We start from the raw sequence: 23,430 nt of genomic DNA, 5'->3' as shown, positions 1-23,430 counted from the left end.
TCCGAGGCCGCCGGGCCGAATCAGGAGACTTTGGCAGTGAATGTATCTAAATGCTTCACTTGCTCTGGCAGCTGGCCGGCAGATACTGTTGCGCCGCGCCATCAGCGCTGCAATGCCAGATCACCTTGCCGCCCTCACCCTGCATGGGCTGCATCTCCAACTGGCCATGGATGGTCAGTGCAGTCAGCGACATGTCGTCGCTGTCATACATCAGCCGGCCCTCCTGCTCGGGCGACACACCAGCATCGGCCAGCGAGTCAGGCACTTCCTCATAGGTCTGGTAGTAGCGCGACAGTGCCTGGCGCACGGGCTCGGCCTGCGTCCATTCCTTCTCGAAAGCGTCCTTGCCCTTCTGCGACTGCATGCCTTGCATCAGCATCTGGCTGAAGGCGCCGCCGCCGGCTCCGCCCTTGAGCGCCGGGATGGCCACTGCGGCTGCGATACCGATGATCGCGATCACCATCAGCAGGCCCACTGCACCACCACCGGCCCGGCCGCCATAGGGCACAAACAGCGCAAACAGGTAGGAGAAGGGGTTGCGGCCCGGCATCTTGATACCGGGGCTGATCATGCGCGCCACGCGCTTGGTCAGCCAGGGGTAGCCGCCCAGCAGCTCATGCAGATCGGGGAAGAAGCCCCGGTTGGCCATGGTCTGGCGCGCATACTGCACCAGGTTGATGGTCTTCCACTTCTGGCCGCCCGCAGCCAGCACCGACAGCGCGCGGCCGGCCGATTCCGAGCCTTCGCAGCAGGCGCGGCCGTGCAGGTCGCAGGTGTATTCCTGGGCGCGGGCGTAGGCCGCGCCAATCAGCGGCAGCCACAGCACCGGCATGCGCCAGAAGTGGCCGGTCAGATGGCCTTGCTTGATGTGGCCCAGCTCATGGCCGAAGTAGAAGTTGATGCCGTCGGGCATGGCGCGCATCGCGTCCACCGTGTCGCTCAGCACGATGACGAAGTTGCGGCCCAGAAAGCGGGTGGCAAAGGCATTCATCATCCCGTCGCCTTGCAGCAGATAGGCCTCTGGCGGGTCGACCAGTTCCAGCTTTTTGCAGCATTGCAGGTACTGCAGATAGAGCTCAGGGAACTGCTCGTCGGACAGGCGCACGGCCGTGCCACGCAGCCAGGCGATCAGTGCCGACTGCGCAAAGAGATAAAAAATGAAACCGATGAGCAGGTAGATCAGCACCGTGCCCAGGGACAGCAACAAGATCAGCAACCATGCCAACAGACCCAGAACCAGGGTGATGGCGCCCAGGGTCCGCTCCCGCGGATACACCCACTCCTTCATATGTATCTCCTCTGTAAAGAGCGCGTATCATGCCCGAGACACGCGGCCTTTATAGAGAGAATTTATAAGATGTTGCAAAGCAGCAACTGCCGCGATCTGAAGCTTACGTGCGGCTTACTTCGCGCAAGGTGACCAGCTCTTCGGCCATCGTGGGATGGATGCCAATCGTCTGGTCAAACAGCGCCTTGGTGGCACCGGCTTTCAGGGCCACCGCAAAGCCCTGGGTGATCTCGGCCGCATCGGCGCCCACCACATGCAGGCCCAGCACCTTGTCGCTGGCGTCGTCGACCACCAGCTTGACCAGGCAGCGCTCGCTGCGGCCCGACAGGGTGTGGCGCAGCGGCTTGAAATCGCTGCGGTAGATGCGCACCGCCCCATGGCGCTCGCGGGCCTGGGCTTCGGTCAGGCCCACGGTGCCGATCTGCGGATGGGTAAAGACTGCCGTCGGGATGTTGTCGTAGTCCATCACCCGCGCGGCCTTGCCCGCCTCGGGCCCCCAAATATGGTCCACCCAGGCCATGGCCTCGGCCAGCGCCACCGGGGTCAGTTCCATGCGCCCCACCACATCGCCCAGCGCATGCACGCTCGGCTGGGCAGTGGCCAGCTGCGCATCGACGACGATGGCGCCACTCTTGTCCAGCGCAATGCCCAGCGCCTCCAGCCCCAGGCCGGCCACATTGGCCTTGCGGCCGGTGGCATACAGCACCTGGTCGGCCTTCAGCTCCGTGCCATCGGCCAAGGTCAGTGTGCGCTCGCCGCTGGCGGCATCGCAGTGGATGGCCTTCACTTCGGTCTTCAGGCGCAGGTCCACGCCGCTCTTGCGGATTTCCTCGGCGACAAAGCTGCGCACCTCGTCGTCAAAGCCGCGCAGAATCTGGTCGCCCCGGTGCAGTAGGCTCACCTCCACGCCCAAGCCGTGGAAGATGCTGGCCATTTCGCAGCCGATATAGCCGCCACCCACGACCACCAGACGGCGCGGCAACTGGGCCAGGTCAAACATGTCGTCGGAGACGATCACATGCTCGCTGCCGGGCAGCTCGGGGTGTACCGGCGTGCCGCCGGTGGCGATCAGGATGTGGGCAGCGGTCAAGGTGCGCACATCGGCACCATCGGCAGAAACGACCACGGTGTGGGCATCCGTCAGCCGGCCATGGCCTGCAATGCGCTCCACCTTGGCGTTGCGCATCAGGCCTTCGTAGATGCCATTGAGGCGGGAGATCTCCTGCGCGCGCGCCGCCTTCAGCGCCTGCCAGTCCAGCGCAATCGCCTCGGGCATTTGCCAGCCATAGCCACGCGCCTCTGCAAAGGCCTCGGCATAGCCGGCGGCATAGCTGTAGAGCTTTTTGGGGATGCAACCCACATTGACGCAGGTACCGCCCATGGCCTTGGACTCCACCACCGCCACCTTGGCGCCCCGCGCTGCCGCCATGCGGGCGGCCCGTACGCCCCCCGATCCGCCACCAATCACCACCAGATCCAGGTCCCAGGAATGGCTTGTCTGCATGCTTTGCGCTCCTATGTTTGCGATGCATGGCATTGTGCAAAAACACGGGCCGCAGTGCGCGTGTGCGGTTATCGCTGCATCGCGTAGGCGCAAAGCAAAAGCCTGCAATGCGCAAGCGTTGCAGGCTTTGGAGGCCAGCGCCTAGGGATGCTCTGCAAAACCCTCGCCAAGCGGGATGGACGCGGATCGGGATGAGGCGCAAGGCGTCTTTTGCAGTCAATAGCCGTAGCTATTGACAAGGAAGACAACGCAGCGGATCGCCCGAGACCGCGTTCAGACCACGGCATGGAGTTTTGCAGAGGGTCCCCTAGGGCACTGGCAATGGCAGGCAGATTTACTTGACCAGCTGGGCCAGGTCGCCGGCGCTGTACTTCTTGGCCATCTGCTCCAGGTTGTAGCCCTTGATCTTGCCGCCCTGGCCTTCGCAGCCAAACTCGATGTAGCGGGCCTTGCAGACTTGCTTGGCGGCTTCACGGGCGGGCTTGAGCCATTCGCGGGCGTCGAACTTGTCGGGGTTCTCGGCCAGGAACTTGCGCACCGCGCCGGTCATCGCCAGGCGGATGTCGGTGTCGATGTTGATCTTGCGCACGCCGTACTTGATGGCTTCCTGGATCTCTTCGACGGGCACGCCGTAGGTTTCCTTCATCTTGCCGCCGTACTGGTTGATGATGGCCAGCAGCTCTTGGGGCACCGACGAGGAACCATGCATCACCAGGTGGGTGTTGGGGATGCGGGCATGGATTTCCTTGACGCGCGAAATCGCCAGGATGTCGCCCGTGGGCTTGCGGCTGAACTTGTAGGCGCCATGGCTGGTGCCGATGGCGATGGCCAGCGCGTCCAGTTGCGTAGCCTTGACAAACACGGCTGCTTCTTCGGGGTCGGTCAGCATCTGGCTGTGGTCCAGCTTGCCTTCGGCGCCAATGCCGTCTTCTTCGCCGGCTTCACCGGTTTCCAGGTTGCCCAGGCAGCCCAGCTCGCCTTCCACGGTGGCACCGATCTGGTGGGCCATCGCGACGACCTTCTGGGTCACATCGACGTTGTAGTCGAAGGACGAAGGGGTCTTGCCATCGCTCATCAGCGAGCCGTCCATCATCACCGAGCCAAAGCCCAGGTTCAGTGCGCCCTGGCAGATCTCGGGGGTGGTGCCGTGGTCCTGGTGCATCACCAGCGGGATGTGGGGGTACATCTCGGCAGCGGCCTGGATCAGGTGCTTGATGAAGGGCTCACCGGCATACTTGCGGGCGCCAGCGCTGGCCTGCAGGATCACGGGCGCGCCCACTTCGTCCGCCGCCGCCATCACCGCCTGGACTTGTTCCAGGTTGTTGACGTTAAAGGCAGGGATGCCGTAGCCATTTTCGGCAGCATGGTCGAGCATTTCGCGCATCGAGATCAAAGGCATGGTGGTCGGGTCCGTTCTAATGCAAAGAAAGAGTGTTGCAGCGGTTGCTGCAACACCCTGGATTCATATTTGCGGCATGGTAACCGCTTGGTAACTGCCTATTTTAGCAAGCTCAGGCCATCTGGGCGAGAGGCATACTGAGGCGGTAGCAAGTGGTATAGGGCGCCAGCGCCTCCGGCTGCCCAAAATCGCCCCCGTGCAAAGCCATGATGCGCTGCACAATCTGGTGGCCCAGCTGCAGACTGTCCACCGGCTCGGGCGCTGCCTTCTCCTTCAGGCGGCCGCCATCGTCACAGACCTGCAGCCAGCACTGCCCGCCGTCGATACCGCCCTGCACCTCGATCTGCGTGCCCTCGGGGGTGTGGCGCAGTGCGTTCTCGACCAGGTTGCGCAGGGCCACCTCCAGCAGCACGGCGTGGCCTTTGACCCACAGCTGCTCGGGCATCTCCACCGCCACACTGCCGCCCCGGCGCCAGGCGGCCTGGGCGTATTCGGCCCCCACATTGCGCGCCAGCTGCGCCAGATCGACTGGCGCGGCCTGCTGGGTCAAGGCCACGCGGTTGCTGCGGGCCAAGGCCAGAATCTGGTTGAGCACATGGCCGGCGCGCAGCGCATCGGCATGCAGACGCTGCACCGCCTGGGCCTGCTGGGCGGGGTCCAGCCCACCTTGCAAAGACTGCGCATGCAGGCTGATGGAGGCCAGCGGTGTGCGCAGCTCATGCGCCACCTGGTTGGCCAAGGTCCGCTCGCGCTCCATGGCCTCGTCATTGCGGTCCAGCAGGCTGTTGAAGGCCAGGGTCACCGCCCGGAACTCCTGCCAGTTGTGGCCGGTGGACAGGCGCTGGCCCTGCTCGGGTTCGAGCTGCTCCACATCGCGCGACAGCTGGGTCAGGGGTTTGAGGCCGGCGCGTATCGTGAAACCCAGCACCAGGGTGACCACCGGCAGCAACCACAGCCCCGGCAGAATCATCTGTCCGGCAATGTCATCGGCCAGGTCATCACGCTCCTGCAGGTTGACCAGCACGGCCACCTTGCGCGTGTGCTCGGTGTTCCACTGGGTGAAGGTGCGCCAGACCTCGTGCTTGGGGCCCAGCTGGGCATCAAAAAAGCCACTGCGCCCATCGGCAAAATGCAGGCGCGGCGCGCTGCCGACATTGAGCACCAGGTCGCCCTCGGCGCTCCAGACCTGCAGGCTCATCGACTGCTGGTAGTCATGCGCATGCAGCCCGGGCAGCGGCACCCGCTCGGTCGGCAGGCCCGCCGGAATCTGCGCGCTGTAAGGAATATTGAGCACCAGCGCGGCGACGCCGGCCAGGTGCCCGTCGGTCAGCTCATCGGCTTCCTCAATACCGGTTTGGTAGGCCCAGTAGACAAAGCTGGCCCAGACGATGACCAGCGCCGCCAGAATCCAGACCAGCAGCCGGGTGCGCAGCTGGGGCAGGCGCTGGGGCTTGGCCGCCAGGTTCACGATGCCTGGTCCTGGGGCATGAAATAGCCCACGCCGCGCATGGTCAGGATGTAGTCGGCACCCAGCTTTTTGCGCAGGTGGTGGATATGCACCTCCACCGCATTGCTCTCGACCGAGGCGTCAAAGCTGTAGAGCTTTTCTTCGAGCTGCTGGCGCGACAGCACCCGGCCATGGGCCTGCAGCAGGATCAGCAAGATGGTGTAGGCCCGGGGCGAGAGCTCGACGCCCTCGTCACTCAGCCGCACCTGGTGCAAGGCCGGGTCCAGCACCAGGTCGCGGTAGTGGATCAACGGATTGGCGCGGCCTGCCGCGCGGCGCATGAGCGCACGCAGCCGGGCCTGCAGCTCTTCGGCATCAAAGGGTTTGGAGAGGTAGTCGTCGGCGCCCAGGTCCAGGTTTTCGATGCGGTCATGCACGCCGTCGCGGGCCGTCAGCACGATGACCGGCGTGGCCGGGTCAGGCAGGCTTTTGCGCAGCCCCGTAGGCGGCGGCGCATTGCGCAGCTGCTGCAACAGGCGCGAGCCATCGCCATCGGGCAGGCCCAGGTCCAGCAGCACCACGTCAAAGCCCTCGGCCGTCAGGGCGCGCCAAGCCTCGGCCAGTGTCGGGCACCAGTCCACCGCATGGCCGCGCTGCTGCAGATTGGCCTTCAGGCCTTCGGCAATGCCGGCATCGTCTTCCACCATGAGTATGCGCATGGCTGGCATTGTGCATGACTTGGGCCTGCGCGCCTATGGCCTGCGCCAGGGGCCTGGGACATTAAGAAGCCCTTAAGCCGGCCGCCGCAGCATCGGCAGATGCCTTCCTGCCCGCCGGTCCCGCTGACCGATCCCCGCCCCGCTCTCTACAACCCCCGCTGGCTGCTGGCCACCGTGCTCAGTTTTTTGCTGATTGCGCTCTGGGATGCCTCCGGCCAGGACCTGGCGCTGGCCCACCTCTGGGGCACGGCCCAGGGCTTTGCGCTGCGCGACGACCATTTTCTGGTCACCTATATGCACCAGGGCATGCGCAACCTGGGCTGGGTGATCGTGCTGGCGCTGAGCCTGGGCGTCTGGCTGCCCTTTGGCCTGCTGCGCAAGCTGCCCACCGCCCGCCGGGTGCAGCTGCTGGTCAGCATTCTGGCCTCTCTCGCGGTGGTGGCCATCCTCAAGCGCAGCAGCGCCACCAGCTGCCCCTGGGACCTGTCGATCTTTGGCGGCGTGGCCGAGTATGTGTCGCACTGGCGCTGGGGCGTGCATGACGGCGGCGCTGGCCGCTGCTTTCCGGCCGGCCATGCGGCGGCGGGCTTTTCCTTTGTCGGCGGCTATTTTGCGCTGGCCCGCGACACACCACGCGCCGCGCGCTGGTGGCTGGCGGTCGCCTTGGCCGTGGGCCTGCTGCTCGGCCTGGGCCAGCAGATGCGCGGCGCCCACTACATGAGCCACACCTTGTGGACGGCCTGGCTGTGCTGGACGGCTGGCTTGGCCATCGACATGGGCGGGGCACGCCGCCGCAGCCAAGCTGCGGACTAAGAGCCGCTAACACAACCCTTGATACGTCGTTGCCAAGCCTTGTCGTACGCCTGTACTGCCTGCGGCTTGACGCCTAGTCGGGGGCGCCCAGTCTCAACCGCAAACCTTCGGTTTGCTGGGTCGTGTTACCGGCTCTAACAACCAGAAGGCTTAACCGACCAGGCGCCAGTGGTTGTCAAACATCAGCCCGGTCACCGTATCCAGTGCAGTCACCGCCTGGTCGCTGCTGCGGCTGGTCCGCTCGGCCACCCCGTGGCCGCCGCCAGCCCATAGCCGCGCGCCATCGCGGGCCACCGGGCAGACATCACCCTGGGGGCTGCTGCCCAGGTAGCGCGCCTGGGCGTCAAACCAGGCCATGCAGTCGGACTTGGGGCAGCTGACCACAAAACCACCTTGTGCCAGCGGCGCGCATTCCACACTGCCGCCATAACCGGCCAGCGGTGGCTGGTCTTGCGCCAGCTGCAGGCGCTGGCCATCCCAGACGGCGAAGATGGGCGCGCTGTCACGCCGTGCATCGTCATGCTCGGCCTGCAGCGCAATGCCCAGGCGCTGGCGCGCGGCATCCCAGGCCAGATGCCGGATCGACAGGCGCGGGTCGGGCAGCTTCCACTGGCCCAGCAGTCGCCCATCAGCCGGGTGCAGCGCGACCAAGGATGGGTCCATGCTGTCCAGCCATTTTTTGCTGCGGCCGGTCTCGCTTTGCGTGGGGATGCCGCCGTTGGCAACCACCAGGGTGCCGGCAGGCAGCTTGCCCAGCGCAGCGGGCAGCACCAGCAGCTCATGCGGGTCCATGCCATGGCTGCGCCATTCGGCCAGCTTCTCCAGGCTGACGGCATCGCGCAGGCCAATACAGCCCTGGCTATCTTCCAGATCGGTTTCGGTGGTGAAGAGAATGCCGCTGCGGCCTGCGCCAGATTGAGCCCGCGCAGTGGCCGGCGCCGCCAGCGCCACATGGCCGTTGAAGCAGCGGTCCTCCTGCATCCAGGCCCATTGCAGCGCGTCTGTCTGGGGCTGCCAGCGCAGCAGCCAATCGCCGGGCCGGCGCGCGGCAAAGACCAGCTGGCCATCCGGCAGGGTTTGCACACCATGGCCGCGTGTGGGCAGCGGGGTGCGCGCTGCAATGCGCCAGGCATGGCCGCCACCGGCTTGGGGCAGCACTTCAAGCACGCCGGCCCAGTCCTGCGCCATCGCGCTGGGGCCATCGCGCCAGACCGCTGCCAGCCGGGTCACCCCAGCCGTGCTGCCCGCCTCTTTGGCAAACGATAGTTCAGCCAGGCCCAGCGCGCCCATGGCCGATGCACCCAGCCCGCGCAGCAGCGCGCGCCGGGGCAGGGATGTGGATAACGCGGTCACAGTCTGTCCTCAGTCGCCATCGCTGTCGCTAAAGCCCAGCGGAATATCGAGTGCCGGCGCCACCTCGGCCTGGTACAGCGCGGTGATGCCCTTGAGCTTGGTGGCGAGCGCCAGAATCTCGCTGTTGGCCTGCGCGCCCGCCTTGGCAGGCACTGTGCCGGGGGCCGGCATGGCGGCATCGACCACGCCAATGGCCTCGCGCCAGCGCTGGGCCAGGGCGATATGGCCCTTGCTGAGCAGCAGTGCTTCGATCGAGATCAGGTCCTTGCCGGGCACGGGCGGCTGCTGGCGCTGCGCCGGGGTCAGCAAAGCCTGGGCATGCAGGGCCTGCCACTGGGTCTGCCACTCGCGCCAGTTGTCGGCCATCGCTATGCGGGCAAAGGCGGGGGCCTTGTTGCTGCCCTCGACCACCTTGACCGGCTTTTCCATCTGCGCCCAGCGCAGGCGCTCCAGGCCGCCGAGCCACTGGTTGACCCATTCCTCAATGGCCGCGCCTGTCTCCTTGGCGCCGGGGCTGGCCACATCCTCGGGCTCGCTCTCAGAACCTTCGACACTCCAGGTCTTGCTGCGCAGGGGCTCCAGCGCGGCCTGCAGGCTTAGGGCTTCGGCGCTGATGGCCTTGGCCACCTGCACTGCAAACGCGCATTCGGGGCTGGCCGGTTGCAGGCCCTGGCTCAGCAACCAGTCCAGCGCGCCAAAGCCCTTGGCGGGCGTGCCCACCAGCTCCATGTCGGCAGCGGTCTGCGGACCTTTTTTGACGGCGCGGGTGATCAGCGCTGTACGGATGGGCGTGAAATCAATCTGCCGCAGCGAGCGGCGCTCCACCAAGGGCCCCACGCTGGGCGTGGACAGCTGCAGCCAGGCGGTATGGCTGCGCTGCCACTGGCCGCGCAGCTCTGTCGCCGCTGTTTTGGCGGCAGCGGCCGGCCCGGCGCAGAAGCTGGCCAAGGCCTGGTCCTGCGCGCTGGCGGCCTGGGTGAACGCCGCCGCACGGGCGGGCAGATGCTGGCCATACAGGCTTTGCAGCGCCTGGGCGGCCGTGTAGTAAGGCATGGGGGTGTCCGCCGCCTGTGCCAACGGGGCAACACCGCCCGTGGCGGCCAGGGCCAGCAGGGTGCAGGCCCTGCCCAGCGATTGCGCGGCCTTGGCAGGCCAAGGCTTGATACCGACTTGCGTCATAGAGACTCCACAAACTTGACCAAGGCCTCGCGCTCGGAGGCATCCATGTTCAGCACCTGCTGCTTGGCCTGCTCGGCCTCACCGCCATGCCAGAGAATCGCCTCCAGCACGCCCCGCGCACGGCCATCGTGCAGCAGGCGCTGGTGGCCGTTCACATCCTGGATCAGGCCAATGCCCCACAGCGGCGGCGTGCGCCACTGCTGGCCGTTGGCCAGAAAGTCCGGCCGGCCATCGGCCAGCGCCGGGCCCATGTCATGCAGCAGCAGATCGGTGTAGGGCCAGATCTTTTGGCCGGCAATGTTCTTGGCCGTCAGCCGGGGGAAGGGGCCGGGGCCGGTCACATAGCTGGGCTTGTGGCAGACGGCGCACTGCGCCTGGGCAAACAGGCGCTGGCCCAGCTTGACGGCCGAATCATTGATGTTGCGGCGGGCCGCAGGCGCCAAGGTGGCCTGGTAGAAGATCACGTCGTCGAGCGTCTTGTCATCGATCTCGGGCGCATCGGCACGCGCCTGGGCTGCCGTGCGGCCGGCGGTGGATTTGTCCAGGCCGCCGCCATGGGGTGCGGCCAGGCAGTCCTTTTGCGCCGGGCTGCAGTTCTCGTTCGGGAAGATGCGCGAGGTGATGCCCATGTCGCCCGAGAAGGCGTTGGCCGTCTGGTGCGCCACGCTGGGCGAGTTGGCCTTCCAGCCAAAGCGGCCAATCGCCTCACGCTGGCCGTAGGCATCCCAGACGCGGTTGACCTGGCCCTTGATGGGGCCGGCCAGCGCCGCCTGCTCCTGCACATTGGCGAGGATGTCGGCTTCGGCAATCGCTTCGATCAGGCCTACGCCCACCACCTGGGGCGCAATGCGCGGGCCCAGCATCACATCCTTGGCCATCGGGCCGTAGCCCAGGTCGGTCAGCTCGTAGCGGGGCTGGATGAGTTCGTAGGCCGTGCCATCGGCAAAGCGGCCCTTGATGGGCGTGCCATGGATGCGCACGATGCCCTCGGGCTTGACGCCCTGCACCGCCGCATTGTTGAACTGGTCGCCATAGGTCGGCTCGGGCACCACGCCTACATGCGGGTCGGCCTTGCCGGGCACCGACAGGCGGATCAGCAGCGCCACGGTGGGATCCGGATCAGGGCCCAAGGTGCGGTGGAACTCTGGCGGCTCACCGCGCCCATCCATGATGTGGCAACCGCCGCAGCTGCGCGCAATGAAATGCGGACCCAGGCCATCGCGCGCCCGGGTCGAGGCCGGTGCCTCCACCCAGTTGCGCTTGAAAAAGGAGTTGCCAATGACAAAGCGCGTGCGCTCTTCATCGGCCAGAGAGGCAAAAGGAAACGAGAACGCGTTCTTGCCAGTGGCAAACACCGTGGTGTCGCCGCCGGTCAGCTCGCTGGGGTCTTGCGCGGGGGCCTCGGCGGGGGCGCTGGTCTGCGCCACGCTGGCCTCCGGGCGCAGGGCCACCGCCAGGGCGGTGGCCGCGCACAGACCCGCTGCTGCCCATGCCAGCCGCTGCGCGCGGCCACCGGGCATCTTGTCATTCATCTTCACAGACATAGTGCAGCAACGGTCCTTCGTCAGGGCTGGACCAGAGTCAGCTTGGTGATGCCGATGGCATTGGCCGCCTGCACCAGCAGCTTGGACTGCTCGGTGGCGCTGTCCACCGCCGCCTGGATGCGCTTGCGGCCGGGTGCGTCGGCACCGCCAATGATTTCGCGGTCGAACGGAGCCTGGATGCCCTCGGTCGCCTTGACCGTGCTGTCGATCTGCGCGCTGGTCTTGCCCGACAATTCGGCGTTCTTGGCAGCCACCAGGTCGGCCAGCGAGGCCACCTTCAGGGTCGAGCCATCACGGCGCTTGTACTGGCCCAGCCAGACGTTCTGGATGCCGGTGGCATTGGCGACCATGTCGCGGTGGGTGTTGTCGGAGAAGCAGGAATGCTCGTCTTCCTGGTCCTGCGAGTTCAGCGGCACTTCCATGCGCTCGCCCGCCAGTTCGCCGCGCGAGAGCGAGCCCAGGCCGACGATGATCTTGCGCACCGATTCCACACCGCCCTTGTCGAACTGGGCGCGGTAGTTCTTCTGGCCCGGTGCCCAGGCCTTGCTGACGCTGGCCAGGTCGTCGATCAGCAGCTCGGTCACCACCTTCAGGTAGAGGCGGCGGCGGTCGGCATGGGGGCGCTTGCCGTCCACATAGTCTTCAAACGAGCGGTCGCCCGGGCCGGTTTCGGACAGGTCCTGGCCCCAAAGCAGAAACTCGATCGCATGCCAGCCGGTGGCAATGTTTTCCTCGCCACCGCGCTCGTTTTGCTTGGCCAGGTTCGCCTTGGTGATCTTGAACTTGGGGTCGTTGATGAAGCCGGCGTTGGGCTTGCCCTCGACATAGTCCACATAGGACTCGTCCATCGGCCAGGCATTGATCTGGCCTTCGGGGCCGTTCTCGTCATCGATCGGGCCGCCGTAGAAGCGGAAGGCTTCCGTCTGGCCGTAGAACTCACGTGCGTCGATCCAGCTTTTGCGGGCCGCTGCCAGTGTGTCTTTGGAGGGGGCGGCGAGCAAGGCGGCAATGGCCTTTTGCATGTCGCGTGCCGATGCGAGGCTGTCGCTGTAGTTGGCATAGACCAATTCGCTGTAGCCCACGGCTACCGCACGGGCATCCAGCTTGCTGGCCTTGGCGGCCGCCGTCTGTGCAAATGCTGGTGTTGCCACACCAGTCACTGCGCCCAAACACAGGCCCAAGGCCAACCCCAACACCGAACGGCGTACTAGTCGTTGCGACATAGATTCCCTCTTCCAAAAAACATGCAGGCACAGCGGCGCTGTGCTGCTAAACAACAAGGGCTTGGCTGGGCTGCTATGTGCGTGCGTGTTGTGAATTTTTATCGCAGCAGCTTGGCTAGGTGATCGAAGGCCAGTCTGGTGAACCACCGGTTTGCCCCTGTCTCCGGGGGCAAGAAAGCCTGGCTTCGAATGGATTCAGCGCAGTCCCTTGATCCACACGGACGTGCGGGCAGGCCGCGCTGAGCGGCATAGTATGGCCGCAGTTGCAAATCCGCACAAAACTGGACGGATCTAGAGACGCAAAAAAAGGGCGCTTGCGAGCGCCCTGGTGTGTTGCTTGAAGACAGTTGCGCGTTAGACCACGCGGCTGATCTTCATCATATTGGTGCCGCCGGGCGAGCCCATCGGTTCGCCACAGGTGATCGCATAGATATCGCCGCTTTGCACGATGTCGCGGGCCTTCAGATGCACCTCGGCCTGGGCCAGCGCGGTATCGCGGTCGGCGCTGGTGTCCATCAGCAGGGGGCGCACATTGCGGTACAGCGCCATCTTGCGCTGGGTGGCCACCTTGGGGGTCAGTGCGTAGATGGGGATCTGGGTGCGGTGGCGGCTCATCCACAGCGCGGTCGAGCCGCTGTCCGTCATGGCGACCAGGGCCTTGGCGCCCAGGTGGGTGGCGGTAAACAGAGCGCCCAGCGCAATGCTCTGGTCGATGCGCTGGAAGGTCTTGCCGACAAAGTCGGTGTCCACATCCCAGTCGGCCGAGGCCTCGGCCTGGGCGCAGATATCGACCATCTCCAGCACCGTCTCCAGCGGGAACTTGCCAGCGGCGGTCTCGGCGCTCAGCATCACCGCATCGGTGCCGTCCAGCACGGCATTGGCCACGTCGCTCACCTCAGCGCGGGTGGGCACGGGGTTGGTGATCATGCTCTCCATCATCTGCGTGGCGGTGATGACGACCTTGTCCATCTCGCGCGCCATGCGGATCATCTTCTTTTGCAGGGCCGGCACCGCCGCATGGCCCACTTCTACGGCCAGGTCGCCACGCGCGACCATGATGCCGTCGGACACGCGCAGGATGTCTTCCAGGTGCGGAATGGCCTCGGCACGCTCGATCTTGGCGATCAGGCCGGGGCGGTGGCGGTACTCGGCCGCTGCCACCATGCACAGCTGGCGCGCCATTTCCATGTCGGTGGCGGTCTTGGGAAAGCTGACGGCCACATAGTCGGCCTGGAAGCTCATCGCGGTCTTGATGTCTTCCATGTCCTTGGCAGTGAGCGCCGGCGCGGTCAGGCCGCCGCCCTTTTTGTTGATGCCCTTGTTGTTGGACAGCTCGCCTCCCAGCTTGACGGTGGTGTGCACTGCGTCGCCGCGCACGCCATCGACGGTGAGCACGATCAGGCCGTCATTCAGCAACAAAATATCGCCGGGCTTCACGTCACGCGGCAGTTCCTTGTAGTCCAGGCCCACGCCCTGCAGGTCACCGGGCTCCTGGCGCGAGGCATCGAGCACAAACTTGGCGCCCGGCTCCAGCATCACCTTGCCTTCGGCAAACTTGCCGACGCGGATCTTGGGGCCTTGCAGGTCCGCCATGATCGCCACTTCGCGGCCGGCGCGCTGCGCGGCCTCGCGCACCATGCGGGCGCGGTCCACATGGTCCTGCGCCTTGCCGTGGCTGAAGTTCAGTCGCACCACATTGACCCCTGCGCGGATCATCTCTTCGAGCAGGGCCGGCTCGCTGGAGGCGGGGCCCAGGGTGGCAACAATCTTGGTGGCGCGGCGGATCTTGGGGGAAATCATGGACAGGTCCCTGTGTCTTTGTCTCAAAAGTGGGGCCGGCCCTGTCACCAGATACCGACCCGATGTAATTCAGTTCCATTCTGACACGAGAAACAGCCACTGCGAGTTACAGCGCGGTTTCATTCGATGTGCGTTTGCACAATGGCGCGGCCCATAAAAAACACCTGCAAGGCGCCAGGCCCGGCAGGTGTTGGTTGAGAGCGGGTCAGATCAGACCAGATCGGCAGGCCGGGGCGCGCCATCGCGCATCAGTGCTTCGATCTCGTCGGCCTTCACAGGCACGCCGCGCGTGAGCAGCTCGCAGCCGTCGTCGGTGATCAGCGCATCGTCTTCAATGCGGATGCCGATGTTGTGGAAGGCTTCGGGCACGCCGTCGGCCGGACGCACATAGATGCCCGGCTCGATGGTGGTCAGCATGCCGGGGCGCAGGATGCGGCTGGGGCGGTTGAGGATCAGCTCGCCCGAGAGCGGATCGCGCCGCTCGCTGATGTGGCCGACCTCGCTGGGCTCGATGTAGCTGCCGCAGTCATGCACGTCCATGCCCATCCAGTGGCCAGTGCGGTGCATGTAGAACTGGAAGTAGCTGCGGTTGTCGATGACATCCTGCACGCCGCCGACCTTGTTCTTGTCGAGCAGGCCCAGATCGAGCATGCCCTGCGCCAGCACGGCCACGGTGGCGTCATGCATGTTGTTGAAGCGCTTGCCGGGCCGCGCCAGGGCAATGGCCGCATCCTGGCTGGCCAGCACCAGGTCGTATAGATCGCGCTGCGGGCCGGTGAACTTGCCGTTGGCCGGGAAGGTGCGGGTGATGTCGCTGGCATAGCCATCGAGCTCGCAACCGGCATCGATCAGCACCAGCTCACCACTGCGGATGGGCGCGGCATCGGCGCGGTAGTGCAGCACGCAGGCATTGGCACCGGCGGCGACGATCGAGCCATAGGCGGGGTACTGCGAGCCGTATTCGCGGAAGGCCTGCAGCAGCTCGGCATCCAGGTGGTATTCGCGCACATCCTGGCCGGCATGGATCATGCGTGCCGAGCGCTGCATCGCCAGGATATGGGCACGGGCGCTGATGGCGCCGGCGCGGCGCAGGATGGGCACCTCATGCGCGTCCTTGAACAAGCGCATCTCGTCGAGCACGGTGCACAGGTCGCGCTGCTGCTCAGGCACCAGCGCGCCATAGCGGGTGCGGGCGCGCACGCCGTTGAGCCATTGGGCCACCGTGCCCTCCAGCCCCTGGTGGATCGCAAACGGGTACCACACCACGCTGCGGTTCTCCAGCATCTTGGGCATGCGGGCGGCCTGCTCGGCCACCGAATAGGCTTCGGTCACACCCAAGGCCGCCACTGCGGCCTCGGGGCCCAGGCGGTAGCCGTCCCAGATTTCGCGCGCCAGGTCCTTGGGCGCACAGAACAAGGTGGTCTTGCCATCGGCGCTGATCACCAGGCTGGCGTTGGGCTCGGTGAAGCCGGTGAGGTAGTAGAAATAGCTGTCGTGGCGGTACAAAAAGTCGCTGTCGCGGTTGCGCGGGTGCTCGGGCGCGGTGGGAATGATGGCGATCCCGCCCTCGCCCAGCTGGCGCGCGACCTGGGCGCGGCGCTCGGCATAGACGGACTGTGCGGGAATGGCTGGGGTGGGGGCGGTTGCTTGCATGCTGCTATCGTACTGCAGAGCTTTGCCTGTGGTGGTGATTGCAACAGCATGACAAGCCCTCAAGGTTCTTTTTATGATTTCAGAGACTTGGCACATAATGCCGCATGCCCCACCGCTGGAAACCCAACGTCACCGTGGCCGCCGTCATTGAGCGAGATGGCCGATTTTTGCTGGTAGAGGAAGACACCTCGGACGGCATCCGCCTGAACAATCCGGCGGGCCATCTGGACCCTGGCGAATCCCCCATCCAGGCCTGTGTGCGCGAGGTGCTCGAAGAGACGGCCTTCGACTTCAAGCCCTCGGCCCTGCTGGGCATCTACATGAACCGCTTTGTACGCACCAAGAGCGGCGCGGACACCACCTATATGCGCTTTGCCTTTACCGGCACCGTGGGTGCGTTCTACGAAAACCAGCCGCTCGACGAAGGCATACGCCGTACCGTCTGGATGACCGCCGACGAGATGCGCGCCGAGGCCCACCAGATGCGCAGCCCGCTGGTACTGCAGTCGCTGGATGACTACCTGGCCGGCCAGCGCTTTGCGCTGAACCTGATCTACACCGATGCCTCCGTGCTGGTGCAGCCCGACGGTGTGAGACCGCTGGAGTAAACCCCAAGCCCATGGCCCAGCACCATGGGCTTTGTTTTTGGGCGGCGCGCGGTTTGCGCAAACGCCTTGGTCACCGCTTGGCGCCAACGCGATTGCGCGCCGCTGGCAGGCATGGCATGGTCTGCTCACCATAACGAGGAGACAGACCATGCCACAACGCGCCCCCTTCCGTTTTGCCAACCGCCTGGCCTTGCCACTGGCCGCTGCACTGCTGGCAGCCGGATGCAGCTCCCTGGGCACCGCGCCCAGCAGCCAGCACAGCGCCAAAATTGCCGGGCTGGAAAAGCCCGCCGAGGTGCTGATCGACCAGTGGGGCGTGCCGCATATCTACGCCGGCACCACCTATGACGCCTTTGTGGTGCAGGGCTATATGGCCGCACGCGACCGGCTCTGGCAGATGGACCTGTGGCGCAAGCGCGGCCTGGGCCAGATGGCCCAGGACTTTGGCCCGGCCTGGGTGGAGAGCGACAAGGCGGCACGCGCCGTGCTGTTCCGGGGCGACATGTACCGCGAGTGGCTGGCCTATGGCTCGGACTCCAAACGCGTGGCCGAGGCCTTTGTGGCCGGGGTGAATGCCTTTGTCGCCCAGACCCAGGCCGACCCCCGCCTGCTGCCTGAAGAGTTCAAGCTGCTGGGCTACCAGCCCAGCCCTTGGGCGGCAGAAGACACGGTGCGCATCCGCCACCATGGCCTGACCCTGAACTTTACCGGCGAGGTGGACCGCGCCCAGGCCTTTTGCGAAGGCAAGCAGAACGGCGCCCGGGTGGACTGGCTGCGCCGCGAGCTGGTGCCCGATGTGAAGCCGCAGATCCCCGAGGGGCTGGATGTCTGTGGTCTGCCCGGCAAGGAGCTCAAGCGCGCCTATGCGCTGGCCACTGCCAGCCCGCGCTTCACCAAGGAGAACGTCAAGGTGTCCGTGCTGGACATGACCCCCGAGCAGTTGCTGGCGCTGTCCGAATCCACCCTGAACCAGCCCGATGCCAACACCCTGGCCAGCTACGGCAGCAACAACTGGACGATTGCGCCGGGCATGACCACCACCGGCCGCCCGATTCTGGCCAATGACCCGCACCGCGCCCATGGCGCGCCCAGCCTGCGCTATATCTCGCACATCTCCGCCCCCGGCATGGATGTGATCGGCGCTGGCGAGCCCTTCCTGCCCGGCATCTCCATCGGCCACAACGGCCGCATCGCCTTTGGCCTGACGCGTTTCTACATGGACCAGGAAGACCTGTATGTCTACGAGACCAACCCGCAAAACAGCAAGGAATACAAGTACCAGGGCCGCTGGGAGCCGATGACCCGGGTGACGGAAAGCATTGCCGTCAAGGGCGCGGCCCAGCCGGTCATCGTCGAGAACTGGTACACCCGCCACGGCCCGGTGCTGGCTGCCGAAGGTAACAAGGCCTATGCGCTGCGCGCCGCCTGGCTGGACCTGGGCATGGCGCCCTATTTCGGATCGATGGACTACATGCGCGCGCAGGACTTTGACCAGTTCCGCGCCGCGATGAACCGCTGGGGCGCACCGGGCGAGAACCAGGTCTATGCCGACAGCAGCGGCAATATCGGCTGGATCCCCGGCGGGCTCACCCCCATCCGCCCCAACTGGGACGGGCTGACCCCGGTGCCCGGCGATGGCCGCTATGAATGGACGGGCTACCGCAATGGCGACGAGCTGCCCTGGGAGTTCAACCCCCAGCGCGGCTATGTGGTGACCGCCAATGAAAACAATGTGCCACCCAACCACCCGCTCTACCAAAAGGGCATTGGCTACGAATGGTCCGATTCGGCCCGCGCGCAGCGCCTGCATGGCCTGTTTGAAAAGGCCGCCAAGGAGGGCAAGAAGCTCAGCGTCGCCGACTCTGAAGCCTGGCAGACCGACATCGTCGCCGTACCGGCCCAGCGCCTGCTGAAGCTGCTGGCGCCGCTGCAAAGCAGCGATGCACAGACCGCCCAGGGCCTGGCGCTGCTGCAGGGCTGGGACGGCACGATGGCCAAGGACAGCGCCGCCGCTGCGCTGTATGAGGTCTGGAGCAATGCTACCTTGAAGAAAGCGCTGACCGACAAGGTGCTGGCCGCCCACGAGCGCAGCTTTGCCAAAGAAACCAGCGCCACCCGCATGATCGCGGTGCTGGAGAGCCCGCAGGGCTGGATGAGCGAGGCAGAGCGCGACCAGGTGCTGCTCTCCTCCATCGCCCCGGCGATGCAGTGGCTGCAGACCAAGCTGGGGGCCGATGCCAGGAGCTGGACCTGGGGCAGCCTGCACCAGGCGATCTTTGTGCACCCGCTCGCCGGCGTGGTGGACAGTGCCACCAAGCAAAAGCTCAATGTCGGCGTCGGCGGCATCGGCGGCTCTTGGGCGACGCCCATGGCCACCAGCTACAACGTCGATACCTACCAGCTGACCTCGGGCGCCTCCTTCCGCATGGTGGTGGATGTGGGCAACTGGGATGCCTCGCGTGTGGTCAACACCCCCGGCCAATCGGGCAACCCGGCCAGCCCGCACTACCGCGACCTGGCCAACACCTGGGCCGCAGGCCAGTACTTTCCGCTGGCCTACTCGCGCAGCGCGGTGGAAAAGGCTACGCGCGAACGCATCGCGCTGACGCCACAGTAAGCCGGACTGGCGGCCACTAACGGGTCTTTTCAGCGCGGATAGGCGCTGAAAAGCCCTGTTGCGCGCCACAACGCCACATAGCCCTAGCGAAGCAGGCGCCTGCCGCCAGGCGGATAATTGCGCCCATGGTTAAACAGCGCATCGTAGTGGGGCTGAGTGGCGGCGTGGATTCGGCCGTCACCGCGTATTTGCTCAAAAAGCAGGGGCACGAGGTCGTCGGCATCTTCATGAAGAACTGGGAAGATGACGACGACAGCGAGTACTGCTCGTCCAACATCGACTTTGTCGATGCCGCAGCCGTGGCCGACGTGGTGGGCATCGAGATCGAACACGTCAACTTTGCCGCCGACTACAAGGACCGGGTGTTTGCCGAGTTTCTGCGCGAATACCAGGCCGGCCGCACACCCAACCCCGATGTGCTGTGCAATGCCGAGATCAAGTTCAAGGCCTTTTTGGACCATGCCATGCGCCTGGGTGCCGAAAAGATCGCCACCGGCCACTACGCCCGCGTGCGCCAGAACCCCGACACCCAGCTGTTTGAGCTGCTCAAGGGCCTGGACCCGGCCAAGGACCAGAGCTATTTTCTGCACCGCCTGAACCAGGCCCAGCTGTCCAAGGCGCTGTTCCCGGTCGGTGAGCTGAAAAAGACTGAAGTGCGTCGCATTGCCGAAGAAATCGGCCTGCCCAATGCCAAGAAAAAGGACTCGACCGGTATCTGCTTTATCGGCGAGCGCCCTTTCCGCGACTTTCTGAACCGCTACATCAGCAAGGAACCGGGCCTGATCCTGGACGACCGCAATCGCAAGCTGGGCAAGCATGTGGGCCTGTCCTTCTACACCCTGGGCCAGCGCTCGGGCCTGGGCATTGGTGGCGTGAAGGAAAAAGGCGCCGCCCGTGGCGCCGGCGAGCATGCGCCCTGGTTTGTGGCCCGCAAGGAGCTGGACAAGAACATCCTGCGCGTGGTGCAAGGCCATGACCACCCCTGGCTGCTGTCGCAGGCGCTGAATGCCGACAACACCAGCTGGGTGGCCGGCCACCCGCCCGCTGCCGGCACCTATGGCTCCAAAACCCGCTACCGCCAGCCCGATTCGCCCGCCATCATCGGCGCCGATGCAACGCCCGCGCATTTCCACCTCGACTTCCCCGAGTCGCAATGGGCGGTGACGCCCGGCCAATCGGCGGTGCTGTATGACGGCGAGGTCTGTCTGGGCGGCGGCATCATCGCCAGCGTGGCGCCTTCTACGGCCGCTTAAAAAACAAGCAGTCCCTCAGGCGGGGGCGGCAGGCGACTGCGCCGCGCCCGGCAGCTCATCGCGCAAGATCCAGGCGGCCTCCTGCGTGCAGGCATGCGCGGGGTAGCGGATCTTCATGCGCATGAACACGCGCACAGCCTGGTCGGGCTTGTTGGCGCCTTGCTTGAGCACGCGCACCGTCAGCTCCAGCGCCTGGGGCACCAGATCGCTGCCGGCATAGCTTTTCTCAAACCCATGCAGCAAGGCCAGCGTGTGCGGCAGCTGCATGCGCTTCCAGGCCGTCTGCGCCAGCGCAAGCGTGTGGCTGGCCTCGTTCAGCCGAAAGCCCTTGTCGCGCTTGTAGCAACTGCCCCAAACCTCCAGCGCATCGGTACTGCGCTGCTTTTGCAGCAGCAGCGCAATATAGCTTTGCGCATGGCGCGCCAGCTCATCGGGCTTGTCGCTGAGCTTGAGCACGCGGTGGTAGCGGCGCTGGTCGGCCAGGTTGCCCGGATCGCTGCGCTGCCATTCGCGGGCCTCGGCCAGGGCGGCGTTCATGTCGCCGTTCTGCACCAGCTGGGCCACCTGGGCATCGCGGCGCTGGGCCAGCGCGGTCTGCGGGTCGACCACGGGCGCGCCAGCTTCGGCCTGGGGTGCCTTGTCCGGCGTGATGCCCAGGTCCGCATGGTTCTGGTACATCACATAGCCGATCATCGCGGCGATCACCCCGTTGAAATAGATCACCACAAAGGCCAGCAAGGGCGCCAGCAGCGCCTGAGGCATGACCGTGACCAAGAGCGAAAAGGCCATCGGCACGCCCTGCATCAGCAGGAACAGAAACAGGCAGAGCAGGCCATAGGGCAGACCGATGGCGCCCATGGTGCTCAGCAGCATGGAGGGGTTGATGGCAGCGCGCAGGCTGCCGCTGGTGATCAGCACCATCAAGGTGGCGGGGATCAAGAAAGAGGAGAGCAAATCACCCAGTGCGCCCAGCCCCGGGCTGACCCGGGCGAGCATGCCGATCAGAAAGCCATGCACCAGCAGCACGCCGAAGAACTTCCAGGGCAGCACCTTGAGGTCGGCATCGCAGGGGTAGTCGTCGTAGTCATTGCTGTCGAGCACGCCATGCGAAGCATAGGCCGCAATCTTGAACGCATGCCGGCTGATCGCCAGCAGCAGACCCACCGCCACGGCCAAGCCGATCAACAGACCCCACATCAGCATATAGGCGCAGAGCGACAGCACCAGCGCATACAGCAAGGGCTTGCGCTGCAGCGGAAACAGGAAAAAGCTGTTGAGCTTGCGCCAGAAAGGCTCAATCACCCATTGGGTGCTGTCAACCTCGTCGTCTTGCTGTGGAGAACGCAATGGGCCCATGGCCAGCCTTTCTGTCTGCAGCCCCCGCCGGCGCAGCTTGGCAGCGATCATAAGGCATAGCTTCACCAAAACTTTACATGGAGCTGACGCACAAGGGCGCTAGCCACTGCTGCCCCTGCGCTCAACCCGCATTCAGGTGCTGGCCTGGCTGAGCCAGCGCGTCACCGGCTCCTGGGGCGCGGCGCGTTGCAGCGCCGGCAGCCAGCGCCGAGCGTCTTCCAGCCGGCCGGCCTTGGCCAGGCCATTGGCCACCAGGGCCAGGGTCGCCGGCCAATGGGGGTGGTCGGCAGCGCTCTCCAGCTGCTGGCAGATCTTTTGGGCACTGTCCCATTCGCCCAGGCGCACAAAGCTGCGCGCCAGCGCATGCAGACTGTTGTCGCTGATGCGCGGGGCGGGCCTGGCGCGGTCCACATAGGTTTGCCAGCTGTGGTGCTGGAGTCGGCGCAGCGCGTCGGTGTTGGCTGGCAGCTTGAAGATGGCGCGGGCCGCGCGGTGGAAATCCTCGCTGCCCGGCGCATGGCGGGCGCTTTCAAACCAGGCGCGCAAGATGGCGGCATCGGTCGGGGCCAGCTTGGCGGCCTGGCGCCAGGCGGGCGCGGCCAGCTCAAAGGCCAGCGCATCGGTGTGCTTTTGCGCGCGTTGCACGGCGGCGGCCAGTGCGGCGCTCTGGGCCTGGGCCTGCTGCTTGTCACGGGCCGCCACCTCGACCACCGACTCCTTGCGCCGCAGCTGCAGGTACAAGGCCATCAGCAGGCCGCCGGCCAGCAAGCCGCCAAAGTGCGCCATATAGGCCACGCCCTGCTGCCCCATGAAGTGCTGGGCCAGCTCAAAGCCCATCCACACCGGCAGCACCACCAGCGCGGGCCAGGTGGCGTAGTTGAAGTAGAAGGCCAGCATGTAGAAAAAGCGGATGCGGCGCATGCGGTAGAGCACCACATACATGGCCATCAGCCCGGCAATCGCGCCCGACGCGCCCAGCCCATAGCTGCCCGAGCCGACATAGAACAGGCCGGCAAACAGCGAGGCGCTGACACCGGCGACCAGGTAAAAGCACAGGTAGAGCCCGGCACCCAGCGCCATCTCCAACGTAAAACCAAACAGAAACAGGAACACCATATTGCCCAGCAGATGGCCGGTGCTGCCGTGCAAAAAGGTGGAGGTCAGCGCCTGCACAGGCTGCAGGCCGGCGCCGGCCTCGTAGCTCATCGCCCAGCGCGCGGTAAAGGGCTTGGGCTCCAGCGGCGCAAAGCGGGCGCGGGCCGCCTGCCATTCGGCATGCAGCGGATCGCCTGCCTGGATCACCTCGCCAGCCAGCAACTGGCGGCGAAAGCGCCCTTCCTGCTGCATCAGCAGGTAGATCTGGCCGTAGTCCTGGTTTTTTTGCAGGCCCTGCACCATGCGTACCATCTGCGGCTTGATGCGGCTGTCCGGGTTGCGGCTTTGTGCATCGAGGTACTTCACAAAGGCCGGCACCTCGATCGCCGGCAGCGCCGTATGCGCATAGGTTTTGGAGGCCCGCTCTGCTGCCCTCTCCTCACCCCCTTGCCAGACCCAGAACACCAGGCAGTTGATCGCAATCAACAGCACCGTCATCCAGGGCGGCGACTGCCAGGAGGGTTTGTTTTCCAGAGGGATGGCGATGAACATGGCGCCTATTGTGCAGCGGCGCTGCGG

General features: G+C 65.5%; 17 protein-coding genes. 4 read left to right on the top strand and 13 right to left on the bottom strand.

Going from position 1 to position 23,430, the window contains the following annotated elements:
• Positions 1 to 55 precede the first annotated feature (55 nt).
• The 5 genes from EDF71_RS09695 to EDF71_RS09675 form a co-directional block, all read right to left on the bottom strand.
• A complete protein-coding gene (locus EDF71_RS09695; RefSeq protein ID WP_133856363.1) occupies positions 56 to 1,288 on the bottom strand; it encodes a M48 family metallopeptidase in 1,233 nt (410 codons plus the stop codon).
• A gap of 103 nt (positions 1,289 to 1,391) precedes the next feature.
• Entirely contained in the window at positions 1,392 to 2,792 is a 1,401-nt protein-coding gene (gene gorA / locus EDF71_RS09690) for a glutathione-disulfide reductase (protein ID WP_133856362.1), read from the bottom strand.
• A gap of 334 nt (positions 2,793 to 3,126) precedes the next feature.
• Positions 3,127 to 4,191, bottom strand: coding sequence for a class II fructose-bisphosphate aldolase (fba, locus tag EDF71_RS09685; RefSeq protein ID WP_133856361.1), 1,065 nt, complete (start codon positions 4,189 to 4,191; stop codon positions 3,127 to 3,129).
• Positions 4,192 to 4,303: 112 nt separating this feature from the next.
• Complete coding sequence (locus EDF71_RS09680; RefSeq protein ID WP_133856434.1) at positions 4,304 to 5,653, bottom strand: histidine kinase dimerization/phospho-acceptor domain-containing protein; 1,350 nt, start codon at positions 5,651 to 5,653, stop codon at positions 4,304 to 4,306.
• 2 nt (positions 5,654 to 5,655) lie between these two features.
• Entirely contained in the window at positions 5,656 to 6,357 is a 702-nt protein-coding gene (locus EDF71_RS09675; RefSeq protein WP_133856360.1) for a response regulator transcription factor, read from the bottom strand.
• A 99-nt stretch (positions 6,358 to 6,456) separates the two neighbouring features.
• On the opposite strand from EDF71_RS09675, the gene EDF71_RS09670 reads away from it, so the two are divergent.
• A complete protein-coding gene (locus EDF71_RS09670; protein WP_133856359.1) occupies positions 6,457 to 7,170 on the top strand; it encodes a phosphatase PAP2 family protein in 714 nt (237 codons plus the stop codon).
• A gap of 150 nt (positions 7,171 to 7,320) precedes the next feature.
• Here EDF71_RS09670 and EDF71_RS09665 read toward each other — a convergent pair whose 3' ends face one another.
• From EDF71_RS09665 to EDF71_RS09640, 6 genes are all read right to left on the bottom strand, one after another.
• Positions 7,321 to 8,523, bottom strand: a complete 1,203-nt coding sequence (locus EDF71_RS09665; protein WP_133856358.1) for a DUF1513 domain-containing protein — start codon at positions 8,521 to 8,523, stop codon at positions 7,321 to 7,323.
• A 9-nt stretch (positions 8,524 to 8,532) separates the two neighbouring features.
• Positions 8,533 to 9,702: an imelysin family protein gene (locus EDF71_RS09660; protein WP_133856357.1), complete on the bottom strand. Its 1,170-nt coding sequence runs from the start codon at positions 9,700 to 9,702 to the stop codon at positions 8,533 to 8,535.
• Entirely contained in the window at positions 9,699 to 11,246 is a 1,548-nt protein-coding gene (locus EDF71_RS09655; RefSeq protein ID WP_243854244.1) for a di-heme oxidoredictase family protein, read from the bottom strand. The genes EDF71_RS09660 and EDF71_RS09655 overlap by 4 nt, the downstream gene beginning before the upstream one ends.
• A 20-nt stretch (positions 11,247 to 11,266) precedes the next feature.
• Positions 11,267 to 12,469: an imelysin family protein gene (locus EDF71_RS09650; protein ID WP_133856356.1), complete on the bottom strand. Its 1,203-nt coding sequence runs from the start codon at positions 12,467 to 12,469 to the stop codon at positions 11,267 to 11,269.
• 354 nt (positions 12,470 to 12,823) lie between these two features.
• Positions 12,824 to 14,269, bottom strand: coding sequence for a pyruvate kinase (pyk, locus tag EDF71_RS09645; protein ID WP_133856355.1), 1,446 nt, complete (start codon positions 14,267 to 14,269; stop codon positions 12,824 to 12,826).
• Positions 14,270 to 14,479: 210 nt separating this feature from the next.
• Positions 14,480 to 15,922, bottom strand: coding sequence for an aminopeptidase P N-terminal domain-containing protein (locus EDF71_RS09640; protein WP_133856354.1), 1,443 nt, complete (start codon positions 15,920 to 15,922; stop codon positions 14,480 to 14,482).
• Between the two features lie 104 nt (positions 15,923 to 16,026).
• Between EDF71_RS09640 and EDF71_RS09635 the strand changes: the two genes are divergently transcribed.
• The 3 genes from EDF71_RS09635 (at position 16,027) to mnmA (ending at position 20,400) form a co-directional block, all read left to right on the top strand.
• Entirely contained in the window at positions 16,027 to 16,530 is a 504-nt protein-coding gene (locus EDF71_RS09635; RefSeq protein WP_133856353.1) for an NUDIX hydrolase, read from the top strand.
• Between the two features lie 148 nt (positions 16,531 to 16,678).
• On the top strand, positions 16,679 to 19,147 hold the full coding sequence (locus tag EDF71_RS09630; RefSeq protein ID WP_133856352.1) for a penicillin acylase family protein: 2,469 nt from the start codon (positions 16,679 to 16,681) through the stop codon (positions 19,145 to 19,147).
• A 125-nt stretch (positions 19,148 to 19,272) separates the two neighbouring features.
• The gene (mnmA, locus tag EDF71_RS09625; protein ID WP_133856351.1) at positions 19,273 to 20,400 is read left to right on the top strand and encodes a tRNA 2-thiouridine(34) synthase MnmA; all 1,128 of its coding nucleotides are present in this window, start codon (positions 19,273 to 19,275) and stop codon (positions 20,398 to 20,400) included.
• A gap of 15 nt (positions 20,401 to 20,415) precedes the next feature.
• Here mnmA and EDF71_RS09620 read toward each other — a convergent pair whose 3' ends face one another.
• On the bottom strand, positions 20,416 to 21,756 hold the full coding sequence (locus EDF71_RS09620; protein WP_133856350.1) for a hypothetical protein: 1,341 nt from the start codon (positions 21,754 to 21,756) through the stop codon (positions 20,416 to 20,418).
• A 132-nt stretch (positions 21,757 to 21,888) separates the two neighbouring features.
• Positions 21,889 to 23,403 (bottom strand): rhomboid family intramembrane serine protease, encoded by a 1,515-nt coding sequence (locus tag EDF71_RS09615; protein ID WP_133856349.1) that lies wholly within the window; start codon positions 23,401 to 23,403, stop codon positions 21,889 to 21,891.
• Positions 23,404 to 23,430 lie beyond the last annotated feature (27 nt).

This window comes from Comamonas sp. JUb58, assembly GCF_004364775.1.
In the GTDB taxonomy this organism is placed as follows: Bacteria; Pseudomonadota; Gammaproteobacteria; order Burkholderiales; family Burkholderiaceae_C; genus Comamonas.
Note: the sequence above shows the minus strand (reverse complement) of the source record. Positions and strands in the feature narration are given on the sequence as shown.